10 protein-coding genes are annotated in these 26,403 nt (G+C 44.0%); 4 read left to right on the top strand and 6 right to left on the bottom strand.

Translation table 11 applies throughout. The features are described from left to right. Positions 1–6: 6 nt before the first annotated feature. The 4 genes from JNUCC21_RS07675 to JNUCC21_RS07660 all read right to left on the bottom strand — a co-directional run bounded on the left by JNUCC21_RS07675 (position 7) and on the right by JNUCC21_RS07660 (position 20,466). Positions 7–4,779 (bottom strand): SDR family NAD(P)-dependent oxidoreductase, encoded by a 4,773-nt coding sequence (locus JNUCC21_RS07675; protein ID WP_369878714.1) that lies wholly within the window; start codon positions 4,777–4,779, stop codon positions 7–9. Further along, positions 4,779–17,042 carry an SDR family NAD(P)-dependent oxidoreductase gene (locus tag JNUCC21_RS07670; RefSeq protein WP_369878713.1) on the bottom strand — a complete coding sequence of 4,088 codons (12,264 nt, stop codon included), beginning with the start codon at positions 17,040–17,042 and terminating at the stop codon, positions 4,779–4,781. Before JNUCC21_RS07670 ends, JNUCC21_RS07675 begins: the two co-directional genes overlap by 1 nt. 21 nt (positions 17,043–17,063) lie before the next feature. Then, positions 17,064–19,370: an ACP S-malonyltransferase gene (fabD, locus tag JNUCC21_RS07665; RefSeq protein ID WP_072589044.1), complete on the bottom strand. Its 2,307-nt coding sequence runs from the start codon at positions 19,368–19,370 to the stop codon at positions 17,064–17,066. 457 nt (positions 19,371–19,827) lie between these two features. Then, positions 19,828–20,466, bottom strand: a complete 639-nt coding sequence (locus tag JNUCC21_RS07660) for a YkyA family protein (protein ID WP_032865273.1) — start codon at positions 20,464–20,466, stop codon at positions 19,828–19,830. Positions 20,467–20,710: 244 nt separating this feature from the next. Between JNUCC21_RS07660 and JNUCC21_RS07655 the strand changes: the two genes are divergently transcribed. Together JNUCC21_RS07655 and def are read left to right on the top strand one after the other, a co-directional pair. After that, a complete protein-coding gene (locus JNUCC21_RS07655) occupies positions 20,711–20,890 on the top strand; it encodes a YjcZ family sporulation protein (RefSeq protein ID WP_007409651.1) in 180 nt (59 codons plus the stop codon). A gap of 112 nt (positions 20,891–21,002) precedes the next feature. Then, positions 21,003–21,557, top strand: a complete 555-nt coding sequence (gene def, locus JNUCC21_RS07650; protein ID WP_003154544.1) for a peptide deformylase — start codon at positions 21,003–21,005, stop codon at positions 21,555–21,557. Positions 21,558–21,591: 34 nt separating this feature from the next. Here def and JNUCC21_RS07645 read toward each other — a convergent pair whose 3' ends face one another. Beyond that, positions 21,592–22,365 (bottom strand): Cof-type HAD-IIB family hydrolase, encoded by a 774-nt coding sequence (locus tag JNUCC21_RS07645; RefSeq protein ID WP_015239775.1) that lies wholly within the window; start codon positions 22,363–22,365, stop codon positions 21,592–21,594. 354 nt (positions 22,366–22,719) lie between these two features. Here JNUCC21_RS07645 and JNUCC21_RS07640 point away from each other — a divergent pair, with 354 nt between their 5' ends. Together JNUCC21_RS07640 and rnjA are read left to right on the top strand one after the other, a co-directional pair. After that, complete coding sequence (locus tag JNUCC21_RS07640; RefSeq protein ID WP_003154548.1) at positions 22,720–22,929, top strand: DNA-dependent RNA polymerase subunit epsilon; 210 nt, start codon at positions 22,720–22,722, stop codon at positions 22,927–22,929. A gap of 5 nt (positions 22,930–22,934) precedes the next feature. Next, complete coding sequence (gene rnjA, locus JNUCC21_RS07635; protein WP_007409649.1) at positions 22,935–24,602, top strand: ribonuclease J1; 1,668 nt, start codon at positions 22,935–22,937, stop codon at positions 24,600–24,602. A 31-nt stretch (positions 24,603–24,633) separates the two neighbouring features. On the opposite strand, the gene ade is transcribed toward rnjA, so the two are convergent. Continuing rightward, a complete protein-coding gene (gene ade, locus JNUCC21_RS07630) occupies positions 24,634–26,367 on the bottom strand; it encodes an adenine deaminase (protein WP_043021212.1) in 1,734 nt (577 codons plus the stop codon). Between the last annotated feature and the right edge of the window lie 36 nt (positions 26,368–26,403).

The raw sequence follows: 26,403 nt of genomic DNA, 5'->3' as shown, positions 1-26,403 counted from the left end.
GATAAACTAATCCTGCATACGCTCCAGCGCATAATCTGCTTCCTCCGCAGTCAGTTCGCCCGCTTTTAATTGTCTGAGGAGCTCTTTTACTCTCTCGTTCTTTCCATTGGAATCCGCTGTTGCATGATTCTGTGCCTCCGCGGAAAACGTTTCTTTTTTACGAATGGTTACATCCTTTAAACCTGCAAGTCTCTCTCCGTGTTCATTAAGCAGCTGAATATCGTAAATAAGCTCGGATTGACCTTTTTGGCCTGTTTTACGCGCATAAGCCCAGCATTCTGCTGAAACTTTTTTCCGAATCGTAATCTCTCCTATTGAAAAAGGAACATAAACAGATGCCTCTTCTCTTCCGTCCGTAATGCCGAACAAAGATTGCAGAGCCCCATCAATTAAAGACGGATGCAATGTATAATGTTCAAGAGCATATGCGGCTTCTTTTGGCAGCAATAAGTGTGCAACCGCTTCTGTTTTTCCGCCCCATAAACGTTGAATCGGCTGAAAAGCACGCCCATACAGGAACCCGTTTTCCCGAAAATACTCGTAACATTCATCTTGTTCACGGACAAAAGCACTTCTGTTTATCATCTCTTGTCTGTCGATATTCTCTATATCATCATCACTGTAATGATGATCATAATCTAATTCCCCCGTCACAAATCCAGTCCTTACAGCAGCATCCTCGTCAGGTGACATGTTAAATAATATGCTGCCGTCTTTTACGGAAATGTGAGTGTAAATGGTCAGGCTCTCTTTCAAAAGCATGGCCGGTCTGGCAAATATCACGTTTTTTAAACGAGTGACCTTTTTCTTTCGATATGACCGCGTTCCCGCTGCGCATGCCATTTCAAGAAAAGCAGCTGCCGGGAGAATGCTCTTGTTTTTTACGATGTGGTCTTTTAACCAAATCTCTTTTTCTCTTAATGTCGTTTTAAAAAACTGCTGTTCCAGAGTAGATTCATTCGAATCCAGAAGCGGGTGCAGTGAAGACTGCCGCGGCAATATTTCCGGAAATACTGCACTTTGGTTTCGAGGCACCCAGTAAGACTCCTCAGCAAATGGATATAAAGGAAGCTTGACCTTTTGCGGGGTATATTCTTCATATAACTCTCTCCATTGAATATCAGCCCCGAAAGACCATAATTTTGCAAGAAGATTCAAGTCCTTTGTCTCCATCATCACCTCGAGGAATTTATCTTTCATCTTTTGATCATGAAAGATAAAGACTTTATCAAAATCTTTCGTAACATTCCCTTTGTATACGCCCTCCCCAATTGTTCCTTCAGTACAGAAAGTTCTCAGTTTCTCCTTTAGTTCCGGCAAATCGGAAGCTACAACAGCAAGTCTGTCTTCCATCGGTTCCCTGCATGTCTGCAATGTAAAAGCGATATCAGCTGCCGAGGCCTTTGTCTCCCGCTCTGTGAATTGCAGAAGGCGCCGAGCGTATTCTTTCAGTCTGTCTTCATTTTTGGCAGAGAGAACTGCGGCAAACGGACCGCTTATTGTTTGTGTGTCCGCATGGTTTTGATATTCTTCCACAATGACATGGGCATTTGCTCCGCCCGCTCCGAACGAACTGATTGCTGCTCTCCTGCGGGAGGCGCCTGATTCTTTCCGCCACTCTTCTTCTTTCTGCTGAACGTAAAAAGGCGTCTTTTCAAATCGGATATTTTGGTTCAGCTGTTCCGAGTGAATGGATGGCGCCAATTTCTGATGCTTAAATTGTAAAAGAACTTTTGTAAGGGCTGCTATACCTGCAGCAGACTCCAGATGTCCGATATTAGACTTCACTGAACCTATGGCACAAAATTGTTTATCGTCCGTAAATTTCTCAAACGCTTTTGTCAATCCTGCAATCTCAATCGGATCTCCGAGCGAGGTACCCGTTCCGTGTGCTTCCAAGTAGCTGACGGATCGCGGACTGATGCCCGATTTCTTGAAATTTTCAGCAATCAGCTCAGCTTGTGCATTCGGATTCGGAACCGTAAATCCATTGGTTTTTCCGCCATGATTTACAGATGTTCCTTTAATTACTCCGTATATATGATCCTGATCAGCAATTGCTTTTTCCAAAGGTTTCAAAAGGACGGCGCCCGAACCTTCTCCCGGGACATAGCCGTCTCCGCCCTCTCCGAAACTTCTGCACAATCCTTCGGTGGAAACAAAATTACCTTGACTCAGCCAAAGGTATTTGCTGGGGTGTATGGACACATTAACGCCGCCCGCAAGCGCAATTTCACTTTCCCCTCTTTTAATGCTCTCACATGCCAAGTGAATGGCCGTCAGCGATGATGAACACATCGTATCCAGTGCAATGCTCGGACCGGAGAGATTAAAAAAGTATGAAACCCTGTTCGCAATAGATGAAAAGAAGGAACTGAGCGCAATCGGATTGCCCCGCGCAGTTTCTTCTGCGCCGAATAATTGATATTGTCCGTACATGGCTCCGACAAACACACCGGCTTTCATACCGTTAAGCTTCTCTTTTGTATATCCTGAATCTTCAAACGTATGCCAGGAGGTTTCGAGAAAAATTCGCTCCTGAGGGTCCATCAGCTCAGCTTCTTTATGAGAAATGTGGAAAAACAGCGGATCGAATTGATCAACACCGCTGATAAAACCGCCCCACTTACTGTTGATTTTCCCCTTCTCCATTCTGTCGGGACTGTAATTCGATCTGAAATCCCAACGTTCCTCAGGGATTTCAATAATACAGTTTTTCCCTCCGGCAATGTTTTCCCAGAACTCCTCAAGAGTATCGGAATTCGGATATCTTCCGCTCACACCGATAATGGCAATATCCTCACCCGGCGGAACCATGCTCGGTGCAGCTGCAACCCTCTGCTGCCGATGCTGTTTTTTACTCAGATTTTCTCTTTTCTTTTGCACTCTTGTTACCGGAGCTGCCCCTGCGGACTTAAGCACTTTTTCTTTAAAAGATGTTAGGAAGAAGTTTGAAAGCTCTTCAATGTTCTGATATTCAAAAAAGATTGTTTTTGGAAGATCCCCGAAAGTATCTTCAAGCTTTGAAATAAGTGACATGATCATAAGTGAGTTGATTCCGAATTTCTCAAAAGAGTCCTTCGCATTTATTTTATGAGCTTGGATTTTCAAGACACCGCTGATGATCTTGATTAAATAGTCATTGACTTTTTCTTTCGCAGCGTGTTCCTCTTCTTCATCGTGTTCCGCCGTGAGTGTATCATGATCTGCTGCAGCTGTATTTCTTTGAATAGAAAGCGCTTTTATCATTTTATCCCGCTTTCCTTCTGCAGGCATTAAGCTGGTAAATGAAGACCGCAGCATTTTCAGAAACGCTTCCAAAACAGAGGAAGTTCGCATCGGAGTCATTCCGTATTTTTCTTTTATTTGGTTGGTTCCATTGCTGTCGAGACTCATCCCGCCATCTTTCAATAACGGCCAATTGATTGAAAGGGTTTTTCCGTTTCGGGAGAGCTGGGATCGAAGCACTGCAAAACTGTCCATAAAATGATTTGCGTACGCATAGTCACTTTGGCCGGCATTTCCATAAGCGGAAAAAGAAGAAAAGAGAACAAAAAAATCAAGATCTTCGTCTTTTGTCAGCTCATCCAGCCAGATTGTCCCGTAAACTTTCGGTTTCAGTACGTCCGTAAAATCACTGAGACTTTTATTTACAAGAAATGAGTCACGAAGGATGCCGGCAGCATGAATGATCCCGTTTATGCTGCCGTACCGCTGTTTAACGCCGAAAATGAATCGCTCTGCCTCTGTTCGATCTGTGATGTCCGTCCGCTGATATTCAACAATAGAGCCGCTCTCATTAAGCTTACTGATCCGTTCTTTTTGATCAGCGGTTAAAAAAGAACGGCCTGTAAGTATAATCACGGCTTGGTTTTCTTTAGCGATGTGTTCCGCAAACAGCAGACCGAGTTTTCCCGCTCCTCCGGTAATGATATATATACCGCCTTTTTGATACGTTACAGATCCGTTATCGTGTTCCGGATTATCAATATGCTGCAGCCCTTTCACATAACGGGTATGTGAGTCTATTAAAACCTCACATTCATCCGTTCGAAAGCGCTGTATTTCACTGATTGCAGCATCCCACATCTCGGAAACCGGAGGATTTTTGTCAGAATCCTCATGGCGAATCTGTATGGTTTTCGCTTGAAGCTTGGAGCTTTCCATGTTTACCGTTTTCATGAACCCTCCGACAGCTTCCTGAAACGGCTGATTCAGACCGCTTGTCCAATAAATATGCAATAATGTAACAGGTTCGTTTCTCCGCATTAAAGCTTTTGATAATAAAAAGAGCGAGTTGATCCCTCTGCGAAGAGTTTCATTAACGGATTCTTCAGTGAATTCTCTGATTTCTTCGTTCCATAAATAAAGCACGACATCAGGTGTAAATCCGTTTACAGCCAAATCAGACAGCAGCATTTCGACATGATTTTCATCAGAAGGATTGATTGTGCATCTATTCCGTTCAATTCTATAATCAGAATCGGGCGTTACGAGAATGACACGGTTATGATCTCCATTCATCATCTCGGCATGCTGAAACAGACGGTTATCCTGATCAAAAATCAGCATATTCCCCGGTGCCTGCTGATTCGGCATATCAATGTTATTTGTCCTTACCCAATCGTTCTTAAAAAAAATGGTTGGGGACGGAGCTTGTGATTCCGGCTCCGCCTTTTTTTCCATTTGTTCTTTTCTGTAAGTGCGAATTAGCTCCAGTCCTGCATCAGGAGACATTTGCTGTTCTTCAATTAAGGAAAGTATTTGTTTGATCTGCACTATTTTCCCTCCAGCAGCTGATAAACTTGGTCAGCAGAAAGTTCACCGTTTTTCAATTGTTCTAATAAGAAGAGAATTTCCTGATCTTCATTTTTACGTCCTGCGGTTAATTCTCCCCCGGTCACTTTTCTGACAGAAAAGTCTTTCATGCTCACGGCTATTTCGCCGCTCTCGTTAATAAAATCAATGTTATACGTATAAAAACCGGTTTCTCTCACCGAGACATGGCATCGGGCAGTAAGCGCCCTCTTAATGTGAAGCTCTCTAAGTGAATATGGAACAAATAAGCCGTCTTTCTCATTATCTCTTAACAAAAATGCCGCCGCTTGAAAACCGCCGTCAATTAATGAAGGATGAAGTGTAAAATGTGAAAACCCTTTCGCTAAATGAGCCGGAAGCTCCAATTCTGCCATTAACTCCATATCACCGCGGTATACGGCTTTCAACGTTTGAAAACTGCTATGATATGTCAGGCCCATACGACTGAAGCGGTGATAACACTCTTCCCGGCTTATGACAGCCTTACTGCTGCGTTTGAACTTATCAATATCGACATACTCAGCATTGCTGTTTATGTCTCCGAATACTGTTTCACTTTGTGTGCAGATTTGCTGCACGCCATCCGGACCCTCTTTACATATCGTTACGTTCAACTTATCTTGTTTCATTTCCAAGTCGGTATAAATGTGCAGCGTTTTTCCTTTATATAATATAGGTCTGTTCCACATCACGTCTTTTATTTTATATACTTTACTTTCTCCGCTTATTTCCGCACACACGAGAGCCATTTCAAGCGAAGCGGCTCCTGGCAGCACATAGTCTCCTGAAACAAGATGATCAGTGACAAAAAATTCAGTTCCGGAAATAACAGTTTTAAATGCTTGTTTCTTTAATGTTGAAACATTCTCGCTGATTAATGGGTGAAGACTTTTGCTATTAACCTTAACCTCGCTTTTGTTCTTTTTCGGGGTGAACCAATAACTCTCTTTTGCAAACGGATAAGTTGGCAGCGGCACTCTATTCAATTTCTTATTGCCGATTGTCTTCCATTCAAACTCGGCTCCATTGGCCCACCATTGTGCGAGCAGCTCCTCTTTTCCGCTTTGAAGAGCCTCCTCAATCATATATTCAGAAACAGCTGTGGGCTCTTCAGTGTTTTCGCTTATAAATACGCCTTTTTGCACCTTGCTGTCATCAAGAAAGCTGACGTATTTATCTCTCAGCTCAGTCAGACTCGCTGCACATACGGCAATTCTTTCGTTCATTGCTTCCCGGCCGTTTTGCAATGTAAATTCCATGTCACTGGCATTAACGGTCATGTCACCGGCAATCACGCGATCCAAGTACTGAAGCATAAGCCGGATATACTCAAGTAATTGATCTTTGGTTTTCGCAGATAAAACAAAAATATGTGTGTTACCGTTGTTTTCCGGCACTTCTTTTTGAGGTTCCCTATATTCCTCTAAAACAATATGCGCGTTCACACCGCCGAATCCGAATGAGCTGACACCCGCTCTCCTCGGCAGATCGTTGTTCTCTTCATCTTTTATCGCATTCCACTTTTGAGCGGTTTCTGTGATATAAAATGGCGTATTTTCCAGTTTGATGTATGGATTGAGTTCTGAAAAATGGGCGAGTCCCGGAAGTTTGCGATATTTAAAAGCCAGTAACACTTTCATCACTCCGGCTATTCCGGCAGCGGTTTCGAGATGGCCGATGTTTGTTTTCACAGACCCGATTCCGCAGCATTTCTGTTTCGCAAAAGGAATGTCCCATTCTTGATATAACGTTTTAAATGCCTTTATGATGCTGTTTACTTCAATCGGATCGCCAAGACTTGTCCCTGTGCCATGCGCTTCTATATATCCCGCAGTGGCAGGGCTGACCCCCGCCTTCCGCCAAGCTTCGGTTAATAAGTCCGCCTGTGCGTTCGGATTCGGAGCTGTCAAAGAATTGGCGCGGCCGCCGTGATTTACAGCTGACCCTTTAATCAAACCATATATATGATCACCGTCTGCCTGTGCTTTGCTGAGCGGCTTAAGCAATACTGCAGCCGCCCCTTCACTCCTTACATAGCCGTCAGCGCTTTTATCGAACGTTTTGCACTTTCCGTCTTTGGAAAGCATACCTGCTTTATCAAAAGCTATAAACAGAGTAGGGCTTGTCATAATATGCACTCCGCCTGCAATCGCCATTTCAAAATCGCCTCTTTGAATCCCCTCAGCCGCACGATGGAGTGCAACTAACGAACTTGAACAGGCAGTGTCAATCGGTTCGCTCGGACCCGTCAGGTTCAGCTGGTAAGAAATACGATTTGCCAATATACAATGATTTAAACCGGTTGCGGTCTGCGCCTGAACAGAGACGCCATTTTCATTCAGACGTTCAGCATAATCCGTTGTGGCGACCCCTGCAAACACCGCGGTTTTCGTCCCTGCCAAATCAGACGGCTTATATCCCGCATCTTCTATTGTTTTCCATACAGTCTCCATAAAAATTCTTTGCTGGGGATCCATTAATTCTGCTTCGGCGGGAGAAATCCCGAAAAACAACGGATCAAAACTGTCCGCGCCTTTGATAAATCCGCCTTTTTTTATTTTTGTTCTATTGACGTCCCTGACCGGATCGCCGTCAAACTCTTTCCAGTTCCAACGGTCTTCAGGAATGTCTGTAATCATATCCCGCCCTTTTTCAATTCCTTCCCAAAAGTCTTCCAGCGAATCTGTTTGGGGGAAACGGCCGCTTATTCCCACTATTGCAACCGGCTCATTCATATGTCTTTCCTCTTGCCTGGTTTTGTTTTCAGGCTCAGGGGAATGTTCATAAGATTCCGGCGGAGGCGTGCTGTACAATGTTTTTTCGTCAGCTGCAGAAAAAGATTCTGTCTCAGCAAAAAGGATTTCTCCGTATTGCTCGATTACATAATCAGTCACTTCAGCCAGTGAATTGCATTCAAAGAAAATGGACGGCAATAATTCCGTACCATATTGTTGATTGATTTCATTTCCGAGTCTGGTAAACGTAATAGAATCAAATCCGTACTCGCCGAATGAAGTCTCTTCTTCTATTTCCTTTCTGTCAATCTTCAAAATACTTGATATCATCTTTGCGATGCCCTCAATCAGATTTTCTCTCCGGTCTTTCGCCGCAGATTCATCTGAAGAAAAAGAACCGCAGAGATGAAGTTCCTCGGAATACTCACTCTTTAAAAACTCAAGAAGTTCATTAAAATCAGTAAGACCGAAAAAATCTGACGGCATCATTGATATTCCTAAAGTTTCGTTTAATTCGTTGCCCAGCATTGTAAACATAATTGAATCAAATCCGTATTCACTTATCGGCAGTTCAAAATCAAATTCCCGTTCTTCAATTTTTAATACGCCGGTGATGATGCGTGTCAAAGTGCTTTTTAAAGATTCAGTTATTGACAGCTCTTTCGGTTCGTGATTTTCGTCGGCGATTGCCGGATCACTTTTTCCGCTGTCAATCGTTATCATTCGTTCCAGCTTTAATTCATTACCGCTAAATACCATTATTTGATGTTCACACCCTGTCATTGCTTGATCAAATGCTGCAAGGCCTTCCCGTTTTCCCAGAGGCAGCATTCCGAAACGGTCATAAAGGAACTTCTCTGAATGAATATCAATTTGCATACCGCCTTCTTTCCATAAAGGCCAATTAATCGAGACTGTTTTTCCAGGTTTATTTTCCGCCACTCTCATTTCCGCAAAATAATCCATAAACCGGTTTGCATAAGCATAATCAGTTTGTCCGGCATTCCCGATTATTGCGCTGATAGATGAAAACATAACAAAAAAGTCCAGAGGTTCTCTGTTTGTATACCGGTCAAGCCATATTGTTCCGTAAACCTTGCTGGCCAAAACTGAATCGAGATCCTCTTCACGCTTATTGATGAGTAATGAATCTTTTATCACACCGGCGCTGTGAATAATTCCTTTAACAGGACCTAATTTGTTTTTGACGAGTTGTATCAGGTTGTTGACATTTTCCTTATCAGAAATATCGGTTCTTACATAAAAAACCTCTGATCCGTTTTTTTCGAGCTCTTTTACATTGCTTACGGCTTCCTCAGAAAGCTCTGACCTGCCGATAAGGACAAGTTTTATTCTCCCTTTTCGCACAAGATGTCTGGCGAAAATCAGTCCCAGACCGCCCGTTCCTCCTGTAATGAGGTAAACTCCCCCTTCTTTTACTTCCATCTTTTCGGGGGGCTCGGCACTTTCAATTTCTGCAGAGTGCTTTACCTGCCTGATTCCATCTCTGTATCTGATTTCTGAAGCATCATCGCTGATGATTGTTTCTTTCACAAGGTTTTTTAATTCAGGCAGACCGGTGTTCAGCTGTAACTGAATTTCGTCGCTTTGTATTTCAATATTTTTACCGGACAACATTGGATGTTCTAAATGAAGCGACCTAAAAAAGCCGCTGATTGCCATTTGATAAGGTAAGATTTGATTTTCCCTTGTGAAAAATACATGTGATATCAGGATTTTATGTCTTGGGATTGTTGCTAACAGAGCTTTCGTTACATTGAAAACCGGCAAAACAGCCTCTTCCAGCTTTTCATCAATGTTATGCTCAATTCCCGTTTCAGGGCTCATCCCGATTAAAATGACGCGGTCAATTGTCACTTGTCTTTCTTTAAGAATCGCCAGCAATTTCTTATAGCCGTCAAGTTTGACTCTGTTCAATTCAAAGGAATCAGCTTCTTTTTCTTGAAAACTGCCGCCATGGCGGACAAAGATCATGTTCAGGCCGATATCTTTATATGCCTGGCGGATCAGCGGTTCTGATATATCCCGACGGAGTGAAATCACAAGGCAGCTGTTTAAACCGCTGGCTTCAGACTGATGAAGCATAGGGGCCTGCTTCCACATATCTGTGTAATACTTAACTGAATGCCGCTCATCCTGAGTCTGCGGTGCAGCCCTTAATGCCTTCAACGCCAAGTTTTTTATTTTAAGACTTACAGATCCGTTTTCATCCATAAATAGTATATGAAACCTTTTGACATCATCATGTTGTCTTTCATCGGCAGCTGTAATGTAAGCATAGCCGTTTGCCGAAGGTGCGTGAAGAATCTCCAGCTCACCTAATTCAAAAGGCAAATATGCGGTGTGATCGTCTTCCTGACCGGACGTAAACCCTGTTGTGGATTGAAAAATGCCATCCAATAAACACGGTTCCAGCAGCGTGCCGGATTTTTTATGAATGCTCTCAGGAAGTGATATTCGTGCAAGAACAGCATTTTCATGGATAAACAGCTGTTTTATTACCTGAAAACTGGTTCCATAGTCCAAACCGCTCTGCCGGAAATCCCTGTAACACTCAGCGCCGCTGATTAATCTTTTCTGTCCGGTTAACCAGCTGTCCAATTGAAAATGCTCTGTATGAGAGGCATCTTGATCTCCGCATGTGATAATGTTTCCTTGGCAGTGAACTGCCGCTTCAGGTTGCATATCGGTTTTCACCACAAATCTGCCGTCTTTTTGATTCGGCAGCAGATCTATCATTATCGTCTTTTCTTTTTCAACGGTTATCGGAACCGCCCATACAACCTGACTCAGTTTTATGACTGATTTTCCGTACAGCTTCTCTCCCGCTTCTCTGGCCGCTTCGATGATTGCCGCTCCGGGCAGAACCGTTTTCCCATGTACAACATGGTCTTTTACATAATATTCAGAATTTGAAAGCGTTTTATAAAATCGGCACTCACCTGCTGAAAAATCAAATAAAGGAGCTGTACCGGCTGCTGATGTTGTTTGCGCCTTATTTGACACCCACAGTCTATTTTTTAAGAAAGGGTAAGTCGGCAGGGCAATTTTTCTCGGTTTTCTGCCGGTGCGGAAGTCATCCCAGCTTAAATTGCCTCCTGATACCCAGAATTCAGCCATTTCGGCTAATGTGGTGCTGCCGGATTTGAGCGGAAGATCCGATTGCTGCTGTCTGCGTTTATGATTCAGTTTTTTCCCTCTAAATATTTCGTGATCATCAATTCCATTATAAAAGTGATTTAATTTCAACATCAGATCATCGATATTATTTGAAATGATAGCAAGCCTTTCCGGCATGGCTTCACGCCCTTCAAGAAGGGTATACGCAATATCAGAAAGGTGAAGCGGCTTGTTTGTTCCCGCTTGCTGTAAAAACTCGCCCTGCTTATGACGGGCCTTTTGAAGATATTCCTCCAGCTGTTTTGCGGATTCCCGTAAACTCAGTGAATGCTTGGCTGAGAGTACGATAAGTTCCTCACTTTCCTCACGCCTCGTATGACAGTCAGCAGCAGACTCATACTCTTCCACAAGGATATGAGCATTTGCCCCGCCCGCTCCGAAAGAACTTAATCCTGCACGCCGCGGATATTTGCTGTCAGAATGTTTTTCATTCGCGGGTTTTATCCAGTCGGCGGTTTCCTGCTGGAGGCAAAAAGGTGTCTCTTCCAGATAAAGATCCGGATGCACCCGTTCAGCATGCAGTGTTGCGGCTATTTTTTTATACTTCATTTGTAAGATAATCTTTGTCAGGCCGGCAATACCCGCGGCCGCTTCCAGGTGGCCGATGTTAGATTTAATCGATCCGAGAGAGCAATATGAAACATCTTCGGTATAAGCTCTAAACGCCTTGGTCAGGCCTCGGACTTCAATCGGGTCACCCAGCGGCGTTCCCGTGCCGTGGGCTTCAATAAAGCTGACACTTCTGGCGCTCCAACCGGCCGCTTTAAGAGCTCCTTGAATTAAATCCGCCTGTGCGGCAGGATTAGGCACCGTATAGCCATTTGTCTTTCCGCCATGATTAATTGCCGTTCCTTTAATGACGGCGTACACAGTATCATTATCACGTATGGCATCTTTAAGCGGTTTAAGAATAACAGCCCCGACACCTTCCCCGGGCACGAAACCGTCGCCGCCTTCTCCAAAACTTCTGCATTTTCCCGATTTTGAAAGCATCCCCATCTGACATCGGTATAAATAATCAGAAGGATGAAGATACAAATTTACTCCTCCCGCAACCGCAACCGAGCACTCACCCTTTGTTAAACTTTGGCAAGCCATGTGAATTGCCGTTAAGGATGAAGAGCAAGCCGTATCTACAGGGACACTGGGACCTGTAAAGTCAAATGTGTAAGACACTCTGTTCGCGAGAGACCATGGGAACGAATTTGGAAGTACATCGTTTTTGTCCGTCGGTATTCTTTCGCCGAGCAGCTTGTAAGAATTGGTCGTCACTCCCGCAAATACACCGACATGTTTTTCGGTCTGCTTTCTCAACCCTTCAATGGTATATCCCGAATCTTCAAATGCTTTCCACACGGTTTCGAGAAATATTCGTTCCTGAGGATCCATCGCTTCTGCTTCTCTCGGCGATATTTGGAAAAACAAAGAATCAAATGATTCAGCATTCTTTAAAAATCCGCCCCATTTGCAATAAATTTTCCCCTCATGCGCTTTAGCGGGGTCTGGATCATAGTAGGTCTCATAATTCCATCGTTCTTTCGGAATTTCTGTGATTGCGGTTCTCTCTTTTGATAGAAGCTCCCACAATTCTTCGATATTTTCAGCCCCGGGATAACGGCCGCTGATACCGATTACCGCTACCCCGTCAAGATGTTCTCTTTCCTCCGCCGCAGGTGCAGTGATGTTTTGTTCCGGCCTGGCGGGGGTAATGCTCTGAATCTGTTTTCCTTTTTCCTCCCGTGAAAATAAACGCCCCAGCCGATCCGGATATTCCTTTATAAGATGATCTGCTAAATCTCTGATTGTATGAAATTCAAATAAAAGCGTTTTCGAAATTGCTCCCAGTGACTGCTCCAGCTTTGTGTTGCATTGATGAATCATAACCGAATCCATTCCATATTCAGCCAGATGCACATCTTGATCGATCTCTTCCCGTTCTGCACCGATCTCAGAGGAGATGATATTGGTTAAAAACAAAACTGTCTGATCCAAAATATCGCCTTGAGCCAAAGGAATGGCACTGCCTGTCTCTGTTTCGTCCGTCAAAAATCTCTGCCGCATAAATTGTTCAAAGCGCTCATGATCACCGCAGACTGCAATATTATGCAGCTGACCCGAAGTTACAATCCGCGAAAACCATTGCGTTCCGTCTTCAGCAGGAAGTTCTTCGAGCCCGGAACCATGAAAAAGAGACGTCCGCCCTTGACCTGACAGGTTCGCCCCCATTCCGATGTCTTGCCATAAAGGCCAATTGATTGTCAGCGTGCGGCCGCTGCGCAGAGAATTTTGCCGTTTCTGTTCCCGATATTCGGCAAAATGATCTAAAAAGCCGTTGGCATATGCATAATCACATTGGCCTTCGTTCCCTGCAATAGAGACGACTGAAGAAAAAACGGCGAAAAAATCCAATTCGAGCGACCTCGTTGCATGATCAAGATTCAATGCACCATGAACTTTCGGAGCAATCACCTCTGAAAGTTCATGCTTTGTTTTTCGAAAAAGCAGCGAGTCTCTGATAACTCCTGCACAATGAATGACGCCATGAAGACCTGCATGCTGATCGGTAATACCGTCAATCATTTTTTTTACCGCTTCTTTATCGGATATATTCGCCTGTATATAATAAACCTTTGCTTTAAAGCTGTTCAGGTATTCTAAATGTTTCTGCTTATCTTCGTTTAAAACAGATCGCCCCGATAGGATAATGGTGGATCTTTCAGTTTTCGCGCAATATTCAGCGACTTTACTGCCAATCCCCCCGAATCCCCCTGTAATTAAATACACTTTATCTTTTTCAGGGTATTGAACGGTCTTTCTGTTTGTTTCTCTCTGCTTCACTAACATCCGTGCATATCTTACGCAGCCTCTGTAAGTGATATGAATATGCCGATCAGGCGCTGTGTTTATTTCTTTATAAAGAATGTCAGCCCTTTCTGAAAATGAAACGGATGCAGAATCATGTTCAAAGCAAACCGTCTTACAATGCAGCTGCGGATATTCTTGTTTTACCGATTTTAAAAAACCGTTCACACCTTCAAAATACGGCAATTTTTCTTTTTGATCTGCGCTGAATGTATAAATGAACGTTACTTTGTTTATAAGGTTCTCGCTGATTAAAGCCTTAGTCAGATAAAACACGGAATAAATTCCTGATTCGAGTGTTTCTTCCAGTTCAGGCTGTTTTTCAGACCACGTATGCAAAATTGCATCGGGCGCTGCGCCTTTTTCCTTTAACAGACGAATGACACCTTGATAATCTTCGGGACGCTGCCTGTTGATCGTGAAAACACTGTCGCTTATCTGCTCTAAACGCTCACCGGGCATAATAAGATATGCGGACGTATCCTCTCTTTTTTTCAGCTCTTCAAAATAGTCTTTATTCCCGGAGAACAACAAAATAGTACAGGCTTGTCCGCTGCCCGCTTCATTCTCAAGTGCGGTTTCTTTCCATACCGGCGTATAAAGTGCCTGATTCTTCTTTTCTGAAAAAGCCGCGTCTGATTTTACCGGCTGAGGGTTTAAAGAAAATTGACAGCGCTCAAACGGATAAGGCGGAAGCGGGGCTTTTCTTTTATGATAGTCACCTAGTTTCGCCCATTCAATCTCTTCTCCTGAAAGCCACATTTGCAAAAATGAATGATATAGAGCCTCATCGGCTGGTTTGTCCGCTTCAAAAGCAGCCGCTTTGTTTAGTTTTGCTGATGGAGGGAGCGATCCAAATTGAAAAACTGAAAAATCAGAAATATTCACATCCGGCTCCGTTCCCTTTTCTTCCGTGTGAAGCGGCATATGGTCAGCTATCTCCTGAGACACGGCATCCATTTGATTGTATTCTGTCATCAACGGAAAACGAGTTTTATCATAAAAACCTGCCGGCTGCTCATTAATACAAGCAACAGCCTGTTTAATTCCGTCTTGCTTTTTCAATAACATGCTCAGAAAAAGTTCTTTAGACAAGATTCCTTCATCCAGTAAATTTAATATTTCCAGAACATAATCATTATTAAAGAATCCATCATAATCTGTTAAATCCCATCTCTTATACAGTCTTCTCATAGAGGCAAGGATAGCCATGATCGCCGCTTCCTCATCAGCCGGCAATGCGTTTCTTTTATCCGCCGTGCGATTCACAATATAAGATAAAATCTCGATTTCCTGAGTCTTCCCCGCTTTATCCCACTCTTCTAAAAACCCTTTAAACGTATATTGGTGCTCAAGAAGCAGCCGTGTTTTCCCGTACAGGCGGTCTGCAAAATCAGCCGGGAAGCTCAGACCGTTCAGCAGCATCCTTACATATTCTTCATTTAATCGAACCGGCGGGTACGTTTTTGAAGTGTACGGATTGACAAATGGAATGGACGGCGGCTTACAGGATATGCGCGAAGGTTTTTCAGCGCCTGTGATTACAGAAATGGCCTTTTCAATTTTGATGATATCCGCTGCTGCAAGAGCGACGTAATATCCGTCTCCGGCGCCTGTAATGAGGCTTGGCTTAAAACCGGATGCCAGGATACTTTTTATGATTTCCGTATTGATAACTAAAGAATACAAGCGGATTTTCTCAGGCGTCCATTTTCTTTTAAATGAACTGTGCAATGTTGGTATACCCTTCAGCACCGGCCTTACGTTCTTTTCTAAATCAGGGAACACCCGTTTCAAAACGGCAAATTGTTTATAACTTTCCCATTTGAAGTCACCGATGGCAAGCGCCCATTCAGAATCTTGTTTCCTCCGAAAACTCAATCCCTCTTTAAGCTGATTTTTAAATTCCTCCTTGCTGCCTGCCAATAAACCAGCCCTGTAATCAAACGATGTCCTCCCCGTTAAAAGGGTGCTGCTGATCACTTCATTTGATATTTTGCAAAATTCCTCAGAATCGTCAGCAAAGGTTCTCCAATGATGTATCATTTGTTTCATGCTTTCTTCACTTTTAGCGGAAAAAAGGAAGGGTACCCTTCCTTTCCTGTCAGATTCGTCTTTTGTATGTATAAATTCTTCGATGATGACGTGAGAGTTGACACCCCCAAAACCGAAGGAGCTGATTCCCGCCCTGAGCGGAGCCCCGTCTGCCGCCTTCCAATCACTTGAATCAAGCGCCGGCCTAAACGGTGTTTTTTCAAACTGTATAATTGGGTTTACCGTATGTACATTCAGGCTTTTCGGCACCCTCCGGTGTTTCATCATCATTAGAACTTTTATCAATCCGGCCATTCCCGCCGCTGCTTCTGTATGACCGATATTTGTTTTCACACTTCCGATCCTGCAATATTGAGTATCCTCAGTATATTGCCGATACGCTTTTGTCAATGCTTCTATTTCTATCGGATCGCCCAGAGATGTACCTGTGCCATGTGCTTCTACATAAGAAACCGTCGCAGCATCGACAGCAGCGTTGTGTAAAGCTTCTGAGATGACCCGGCACTGCGCTTCTGCTCTGGGAGCGGTTATGGAACGGGATTTACCGCCATGATTAACAGCTGTCCCTTTTATGATCCCGTATATATGGTGACCGGCTTTTACTGCATCACCAAGGCGCTGCAGCAATACAACGCCTGCCCCTTCTCCGGGAACGTACCCGTTCGCTGCTGCGTCAAAGGTTTTACATTTGCCGTCAGGACTCAGCATTCTGGCTTTGGAAAAAGAAATATATTTTCCGGGTTGGAAATTCAAGTTTACTCCCGATGCGATTGCATAATCGCTTTCTTTTGTCCGCAATGACTTAACCGCTTCATGTAAAGCAACAAGCGATGATGCACAAGCGGCATTTACAGACATGCTTTTTCCGGTCAAACCGAATGTGTATGAAAGCCGGTTGGAAAGCATAGCTTCGAAACTTCCTAAACAGGCATAACTGTCGATTTCCGATTCAGCATGACCTGTCTGCCGGTAGTCAGAATTCATAATACCCGCAAAAACAGAAGTGGTTTTACACTGGAGATCCTGCAAAGAAACCCCGGAATCTTCGATGCACCGCCAAGTTTCTTCTAAAAGGATTCTTTGCTCAGGATCCATGTTTTTCGCTTCCCGGGGAGAGATATTAAAAAACTTATGATCGAAATGGTCAGCTTTATGAATAAAACCTCCCCACTTGCTGATTGTTTTGTTCGGTATACTGATATCAGCTGAATAATAAAGATCGGGATCCCACCGTTCAATCGGCACTTCCCGGATGGAATCTTTGCCGCTATTTATGTTTTCCCAGAATTCATGATAATGATCTGCATCAGGGAATCTGCAAGCAACCCCGATTATCGCGATATCCGCACTCTGTTTATTCAAATGAACCATTGGCCTCCACCCGCCCCTTCTTTAGTGTAGAAATAACGTATCCAATCTGCGCCTTAGCAGACTTTCGGTCTCATTCATCAATTTTTCACCAATGTCATCGACATGTCTGTTTCTCCATGATTCCAAATCCGTGCCCTTTACCCAATGATTAAAAGCGCCTAAAGACGGGCCGCAATGAACTTGGAAATTCACCTTTTGTTCTTCCTGCCCTTCCAAAGCAAGCAGACATCCTCTCTGCAAATACCACTTAAATAGTAACAGCATCTTATATTTTTGATTGCGCTCAGCTTTTTGGGCGAGGTTCGGCTGTTTTTCTATTAAGCTTTCGTAGATTTCATCAAAAGTTTTGTTAAAATAATCATTTTCGAGCTGAATCTTTGTCTTTTCATCTATCTCACTCAAAGACTCATATTGTTGGTAGATTTGAAATAATTTATTTGCCCTGACCGGAAACAGCGTGCCCTTTTTCAGCACCTGAACTTTTGTTCCGAACTCAAACAGAGTCTCCGAAGGCGCATAAGCAGTATCGCATATTCCTGTCTCACTCAGCATTTCTTTAACAAAACCGCTTGTTTCGGCTTCAACTGTACATTGATTAATGGATCCCGTCATAATAAAATCAGCGCCCATTAAAAAAGCAGACGCGGCAGACTCGGGAGTCCCGATTCCTCCCGCAGCCCCGATCCTTATCTTCCTTGCGTATTTGTGTGTTTCCATCATTTCATCCCGCAGGTTAACAAAAAACGGCAGCATCGCTGGCAATGAGCCCTGTTCAGTATTACTTCCGCAATCTGCTTCAATAATGATATCGTCTGCTGCAGGAATACGGCTGAGCCACTCCGCCTGCTCTTCCGTCAGCATACCGTGCTGACACATTCTCTTTACGATACTTTGAGGAGGCGGACTCAGAAATGCGGCCGCAACTTCCGGCCGTGAAACTTTGGCAATGATCCGATTATGAGGTATGACCCTGCCGCTTTTGTCTATCTTCAACTGATGCGCTTTGTAATAAATTAATGGTGCGCTGACAGAAAGATACGAAGACGCTTCTATTACTCGTACGTCATGCTTGATATATAAATCTATCAATTCCTTTTCTCTATCTTGATGATCCGGCTCAAATCGCAGATTCATTCCGTAGGGCTGGCCATTTTTGAGTGTCTTCTTAATAGAAATAAGGGCCTGTTCAATTTCCCTTATAGGTAAACCCGCTGTGCCAAAGAACCCCAGCATTCCTTTCTTCCCGAGGCGGATCAGCATTTCAGCGGAAGAGATCCCTCTATGCATCGCACCTGCCAAATACGCGTATGTCAAACCGTAATCTTCTTTGAAAGATTGATCACCCAATCGGGACACCGGTGAAGCTGCACCGCTCTCTATATTTTCAGCCAAGAGGCTATGCTCTTTCCCGCTTTCCGAATTGTCCTTGTTCCCTTCAGAAAAAAAGAGACTGTCTTCCGGCGCACTGATAGTAAGCGGTTCCTCATCTCTTTGTATGGTTTGAATTAATTTAGTCAGAATGTTTCCAGGACCGATCTCTTCAAACAGAGTGACGCCTTGTCCCATTAGATACCTGATGCTTTCAGTCCATTTTACCGAGTTTGTTATTTGTTCAATTAAATTCCGTTTGATATCTTCTTGTTTATAAGGTCTTGCCGTATAGTTAGAAATGACTGGGAAATTCAATTCAGAAAAATGAAACTCCTCGATAAATTCCGCAAATTCACGCTGTGCACTTTCCATGAAACGAGAATGAAAAGCTCCGCCGACTTGCAATACGATATAAGCTTTCGCCCCTTCTTTTTCAAAAAAAGAGGTTGCCCGCTTTATCTCTTCTGCAGCCCCTGCTATCACAATTTGTGAAGATGTATTGTAATTGGCGATATCTATTTGGCCGAGATCATACTTTTGAAGTATTTTTTTTATGTGATGCTCATCCAGTCCGATCACGGCAGCCATTCCGCCCTCGGAAGCCTCACTCATTAACTCGCCTCTTTTAGCAACCAGCCGGAGACCTGTTTCAAAATTAAAAACGCCGGCCGCAAAAAGCGCAGTATATTCACCCAGACTATGTCCCGCAACAGCATCAGGGCGTGTATGACCTTCTTTTAAACCCTTTAAATATTGCAGTGCGCTCACTGTATAAATTGCAGGCTGTGTATACTTCGTATCAGTCAGCCTCTCTTTTTCATCTGAAAGGCATAAATCCTTTATGGAGTATCCTAAAATATGATCTGCCTTTTTAATGAGCTCACTGAATTCATCGAATAAGTCTCTGCCCATTCCTTTAAACTGCGCTCCCTGTCCGGGAAAGACGTAAGCAAGCATTTTGTTTTCCTCCTGTTCCGTATTTCTGCCGTTTCTTTTCGTTCCGATTTTGATTAACGTTTTTCACTTCAATTTTAAAATTGTCGTTTACTCTCAGCACCCTTACTTAATAAGCATTACGAAGCAAAATAAAAAAACCTTTATGCCGGATAAAGGTTTAAAAGCAAAAAGCATGTACAAATATCATATCGCCGTAAATATAAATAAACGGAATTTTCTGATAATTAAAATCACATTTTCATTCTGTTTTATATATATCAATATAATAAAAACATTCCAACGTGCCGAAACAACGATTGGTTTTATGTGAATATTTCCCTAAATAAATACTATACCATGATTTACTTGTTGTCAATGGGAAACACACGTATATACCAATTCTTCAGCCGCCTTTTTACAGGCGGCTGAACTCGGTTGTTATCAGTTCATCAGCCCATGCCGATATGCCTTCACTATACTATTTGCGGAATAATAGTTCTTTCTCTTTGTTGTAGTCTTTAGTAAATTGATTGAACTCATCTGCTTGTTTATGCACCTTTTCGTAAACTGAGTTTACTTTGCTGATTTGCTCTTCCAGCTGCGCTAATGTGAGCTTTTTATCTTTAATCAGTTTATAAAGGTCCTTATCAAGTGAAATGGCTTTTTCGTACTTTTTGTACAAAAGATCATAAGATGCATACCTTTTCTCCATTAAAGCGACAGCATGCCCGGCTTTTTCTTTTACTTTCTTATCTTTTATTTCTTGAGAAGTTTTTTTTGCGGATTCAAACGCTTTTTTTGAATCATCAATACTGTCTTTTTCTGCTTTCAGATGTTTTTTTCGCTGATTTGCATTGCTCAGAGCCTGATCAGACAGTGTGACAATTTTCTGGTAATCATCCATATTCAGTTTAACCGCGCTGTCGTATAGCTTATGCTCTTTTTTCTCCAATTTTTCTAATGTTTTCTGCTCTTTTTGAAACGGTTTTTCCGCTTGAACGGCTTTTTCCATCGAGTCATGAAGCGATTCAACCGGATCTTTTCCCCCGCAGCCGGCAAGCAGCATACTTGCGGCGCCGAGCGCTCCGATTCCTGCTAATACCTTTTTTTGAATCATATTCACTTAAAATCCCCCAATCTTGACAATTTCCACTATAGAAGCCCGAACGCTTTTTGACAATAGCTGAGCTGTAATTGGCATGACCGTGTAAAGACGCTTACGGTGCTTTCAAAGAATACTTGCGTAAAAAATTGAGAAAACAGGGCGGATGACCATACATCTTTTTGGCTTTTACATAGTTTATAGTAGACGCCGGCCCTGCTGACAGAGGGTCAGCGTAATTAAAAGAGGAGGTTTTTTTATGTACGGATATGGATTTGGCGGCGGATTTGGCGGCGGTTGTTGCGGCGGCGGATATGGTTATGGCGGCGGTTACGGTTACGGCTGCGGCGGCGGATACGGCCGCACATTCGCATTAATCGTCGTATTGTTTATCTTATTAATCATCGTCGGTGCCGCTTATTTAGGCTGCGGCTGCTGACATTATACACCATGAACATCGGCCGGCCTGCTATGGCCGGCCAATTGTTTCGTTGCGCCGCGATAAAGAAATTCGCTATAATTTACATATTAAGCTTTAGGAGTGAAGTTTCTTGATTACTATGGAAAATATTGTACGCGACGGACATCCCGCGCTCAGAGAGATCGCTGAAGAGGTTCAGCTTCCCGCTTCTGACGAAGAAAAACAGCATCTTGCTGATATGATTGAGTTTGTGAAAAACAGCCAAAATCCTGAATTAGCCGAGAAATACAAGCTTCGTCCGGGCGTCGGTCTTGCCGCTCCCCAAACAGACGTAAAAAAACGGATGATCGCCGTCCATGCAGAAGATGCGAAAGGCACTTTATACAGCTATGCTCTTTTTAACCCTAAGATCGTCAGCCACTCAGTGGAAAAAAGCTACTTGACGAGCGGAGAAGGCTGCCTGTCGGTAGACGAACCCATTCCCGGCTATGTGCCGCGCTACGCCCGCATCCGCGTAAAGGCGGTGACGCTTGAAGGAGAACAGATTGACATCCGCCTCAAAGGTTTTCCGGCCATCGTGTTTCAGCACGAAATCGATCATCTGAACGGCGTGATGTTTTACGACCATATTGATAAAGAAAATCCGTTCAAAGAACCTGAAAACGCCATTGCCATTGACCGTTAAAAATAACCGGCACTTCCCAAAGTGCCGGTTTTCTTTATTTCAAAAGGCCCAGTTCTTTGACGGCCCAGCTGATTCCCTCTTCATCCACCGGCTTTGTGACGAAATCGGCGGCAGCTTTTAATTCCGGAACCGCATTTCCCATCGCCACCCCGGTGCCGACAAAACGGATCATCTCAAGATCATTTAGTCCGTCGCCGAATGCATAAGTGTCACTTACGCCGTACGGAAGCCGCTCAAGCACTCTTTTAATGCCTTCCGCTTTTGAACCGCCTTTCGGAAGCACATCCGTTGACAATTCATGCCAGCGGACGTAATCAAACTCCGGAAAAGCGGCATATGCTTTTTCTTCATGTCCGCGGCAGAATAAAAGCAGCTGATAAATTTCTTTTCCTTTATAAAAAGTTTCATCAACTTCGGGATAAGGCGCTTTCAGACTGCCGATTCCTTCCGAGACGTGCGGATGTCCGGGGACGGTCGTTTTCATCGTGTCTTCCGCCATAAATACGACGGGGTGCTCCCCTTCTGCCGCCTGCTTTAATAAACGCGCAACCGCATCTTCAGGAAGCGGATTTTTATAAATGACCTCACCTTCAAAAACGACATACTGGCCGTTGTATGAAATAAATGATTCAATCTCCAGCTCTTCCAGAATCGGTTTTACCATAAACGGGGACCTTCCGCTGGCGATAAAAACGTGATGGCCAGCCTCTTTAAGCGCCTTCACGGCGTTTCTTGCGCTATCGGGAATATGTTTATCATGGTCATAGATCGTGCCGTCAATATCAAAAAAGATCAATTTTGGTTTCATGTCAATTTCTCCTTTTTCCCGTTTATCAGTCGTGTCTTTTTCAATATCATCATACAGAAAGTTTTTCTTCCGGAAAACCGCCTTGATGAAATTCCAGTTTTACCCACGAAAACAAATTCATTTTTTCCGCATACTACTGCTATAAAGGGCTTTAAAGGAGGTATACGATGCTGCGCCGATTACGGAAGAAACTCAGAAGACAGTGGGGCGGAATGCTCCGGAAAAAAGTCATCGCGTAGAAGGGATCTTTCGGTTTTTGAAAGTCCCTTTTTTGCTCGAGACTTTCCTTATAATCCGTTTTCGAATATAATAGAATAAGCGAGTCTAACATACGGCATTTAAGGAGAGATTTGGATGATTTATAAGGTATTTTATCAAGAGAAGGCTGACGAAGTACCTGTTCGGGAAAAAACAGATTCACTTTACATTGAGGGCGTTTCAGAACGGGACGTCAGAACGAAACTGAAAGATCAGAAATACAACATTGAATTTGTTCAGCCTGTGGACGGTGCTTTTTTAGAATATGAGAAGCAGAGCGAAAATTTTAAAGTATTGGAGTTATGAGCGGAATGAAATTTGTAAAAAATGACCAGACTGCCGTTTTCGCCCTCGGCGGATTGGGCGAGATCGGAAAAAATACGTACGGGGTGCAGTTTCAGGATGAAATTGTACTGATTGATGCGGGAATCAAGTTCCCGGAAGATGAACTTCTCGGCATTGATTACGTAATCCCCGATTACACGTATTTAGTAAAAAATGAAGATAAAATTAAAGGTCTGTTTATCACCCACGGTCACGAAGACCATATCGGCGGTATTCCGTACCTGCTCAGACAAGTAAATATTCCCGTTTACGGCGGTAAACTCGCGATCGGCTTACTTCGGAATAAACTTGAAGAGCACGGGCTGTTAAGACAGACCAAATTAAACATCATCGGTGAAGACGACATCGTGAAGTTCCGCAAGACGTCAGTATCCTTCTTCAGAACGACACACAGCATTCCGGATTCATACGGAATCGTCGTCAAAACACCGCCGGGCAATATCGTACATACCGGGGACTTTAAGTTCGATTTCACACCGGTAGGCGAACCGGCAAACTTGACAAAGATGGCTGAAATCGGGAAAGAAGGCGTTCTGTGCCTGCTTTCTGACAGTACAAACAGTGAGGTTCCTGATTTCACCATGTCAGAACGCCGCGTAGGCGAAAGCATTCACGATATTTTCCGAAAAGTGGACGGCAGAATTATATTTGCGACATTCGCTTCGAATATACACCGTCTTCAGCAGGTGATTGAAGCAGCCGTTTTAAACGGCAGAAAAGTTGCCGTATTCGGACGCAGTATGGAATCGGCTATTGAAATCGGACAAAATCTCGGTTACATTACCTGTCCTAAAAATACGTTTATTGAGCATAACGAAATCAATCGTTTGCCTGCCAATAAAGTAACGATTTTATGTACGGGAAGCCAAGGTGAACCGATGGCGGCGTTATCACGCATCGCTAACGGGACGCACCGGCAGATTTCCATTAATCCCGGAGATACGGTCGTCTTTTCTTCTTCTCCGATTCCCGGAAACACAATCAGCGTAAGCCGCACCATCAACCAGCTGTACCGTGCGGGCGCAGAAGTCATTCACGGTTCATTGAATGACATTCATACATCCGGACACGGCGGACAGGAAGAGCAGAAATTAATGCTCCGCCTGATCAAACCGAAGTTCTTTATGCCGATTCACGGTGAGTACAGAATGCAGAAAATGCACGTCAAACTCGCGACTGATTGCGGCATACCCGAAGAAAACTGCTTTATCATGGATAATGGCGAAGTGCTGGCCCTCAAAGGCGAAGAAGCCGCTGTGGCAGGCAAAATTCCGTCCGGCTCCGTTTACATTGACGGAAGCGGAATCGGTGATATCGGCAATATCGTGCTCCGCGACCGCCGCATTCTTTCAGAAGAAGGCCTTGTTATCGTTGTTGTCAGCATCAATATGGACGACTTTAAAGTTTCGGCGGGGCCTGATTTAATCTCAAGAGGTTTTGTATACATGAGAGAATCCGGTGATTTGATCAATGACGCGCAGCAGCTGATTTCGAACCATCTGGAGAAAGTAATGGATCGGAAAACAACGCAGTGGTCCGAAATTAAAAACGAAATTACCGATACACTTGCTCCGTTCCTATACGAAAAAACAAAACGCCGCCCGATGATCCTTCCGATCATTATGGAGGTCTAAAAAAACTGCACTCGTAATGAGTGCAGTTTTTTTATTGCAGCGGAATATGCTGAAAGGCTTTGACATCAAACAGACCGGCTGCTGTCATTTTAATATCCGGAATCACCGGAAGCGCTAAAAACGATAATGTGAGAAACGGATTGAAATCACCGGTGAATCCGAGCAGAGGAAGCTTTTCATGAAGCACGCCCAAGCTGTCATTGACCCATTCCGCCGACTTATCAGACAAAAGCCCGGCGATCGGAAGCGGAACGGAATGAAGCAATTCTCCGTTTTTCACGGCTGTTAATCCTCCTCCGGTGTCACGGAGCCTGTTGATTGCTTTTGCCAAATCGGCATCGTTTGTACCGACGGCGATGATATTATGGGAATCGTGAGAAATGGTTGTGGCGATGGCGCCTTCTTTTAACCCGAACCCTTGTACAATCCCGAGTCCTATCATTTTTTCGCCGCTGTGCCGCTCTGCGACGGCGATTTTTAATAAATCATTTTCTGTATCAGGACAAAACGCGTCAGCAGACGGTGCAGGCACTTCTTTTTTTCTCGTCTCCAAATGATTCGGTATCATTTCGATTACATTCATTTTCTTACCCTCTTGAATCGGTATATGAAAATCCGATTCAGTCAGCGGCGCTTTCAGCCGCACTGTATCCAACAGCGCCTGGTCCGGCGAATAGGAACCGGCAGACTGTTCATAAACCGTGCGTCCGTTCTCGGCAACGGTCCGGCCGGCGACCATGGTCTTCGTGACGGCAGCCTCCCGTACATCTGAAATAAACAGCAGATCTGCGTCAAAACCCGGCGCTACCGCCCCTTTTGTTTCAAGACCGTAGCACTCAGCCGCATTTAAACTGGCGAGCTGATACGCAAGGAATGGATCAAGTCCCGCCTTTATCGCCATTTTGACTTGGTGGTTCACACTTCCTTCTGAAAGCAGATCATCTACATGCTTATCATCCGTGCAAAAGAAAAAGCGCCGCGCGTTTTTTTCATTCACCGCCGGCAGCACATTGAGCGTATTTTTTGCCACCGATCCTTCGCGCAGCATGACATACATTCCCCGTCTGATTCTGTCCAGCGCTTCTTCTTTTGTCGTCACTTCATGATCATTTGACACCATTGCGGTTCTGTATATATTGATGATATCTGAAGACAGTCCGGCTAAATGCCCGTCGATCCGTTTTCCGTGACGCTTGGCATCAAGCAGTTTCTGAAGCATATCCTCTTCACCTTCCGCAACAGACACATAATCCATTACTTCCGCAAGTCCGAGCACCTCTTTCTCCTGATAAAAAGGCTTTAAATCCTCGGCTTTTAATACGGCTCCTGAGCGTTCAAAGCTAGCGGCGGGAACACAGGAAGGAAGCATGAAACGGATGTTCAGCGGCGCCTTTTTCGCCTGCTCTATCATAAAAGAAATGCCTTTTGCTCCGGAAACGTTCGCAATTTCGTGAGGATCAGTAATGACAGTAGTCACTCCGTGTGGGAGGACGGCTTTAGCAAATTCAATCGGAGTAACCATAGAGGACTCGATATGAACATGTCCGTCAATAAAGCCCGGAACGATCATTTGACCTTCTGCATCAATGACTTCTTCCCCTTCATATTCGCCCAGCCCGACGATCACTCCGCCCGTAATGGCGATATCTGCAGAAATCCATTCCTGGTTAAATACATCCATGATTTTTCCGTTTTTAATGACGGTATCGGCTTTTTGTCTGCCGGCTGATGCATTCAGCCGTTCAGCCAGTGTTTCTTTGTTCAAAATGAGGCCTCCTCTTTTTCTGTATATGGTACAATA

The sequence above is a fragment of the Bacillus sp. JNUCC-21 genome, assembly GCF_041222765.1.
GTDB lineage: Bacteria > Bacillota > Bacilli > Bacillales > Bacillaceae > Bacillus > Bacillus velezensis.
Note: the sequence above shows the minus strand (reverse complement) of the source record. Positions and strands in the feature narration are given on the sequence as shown.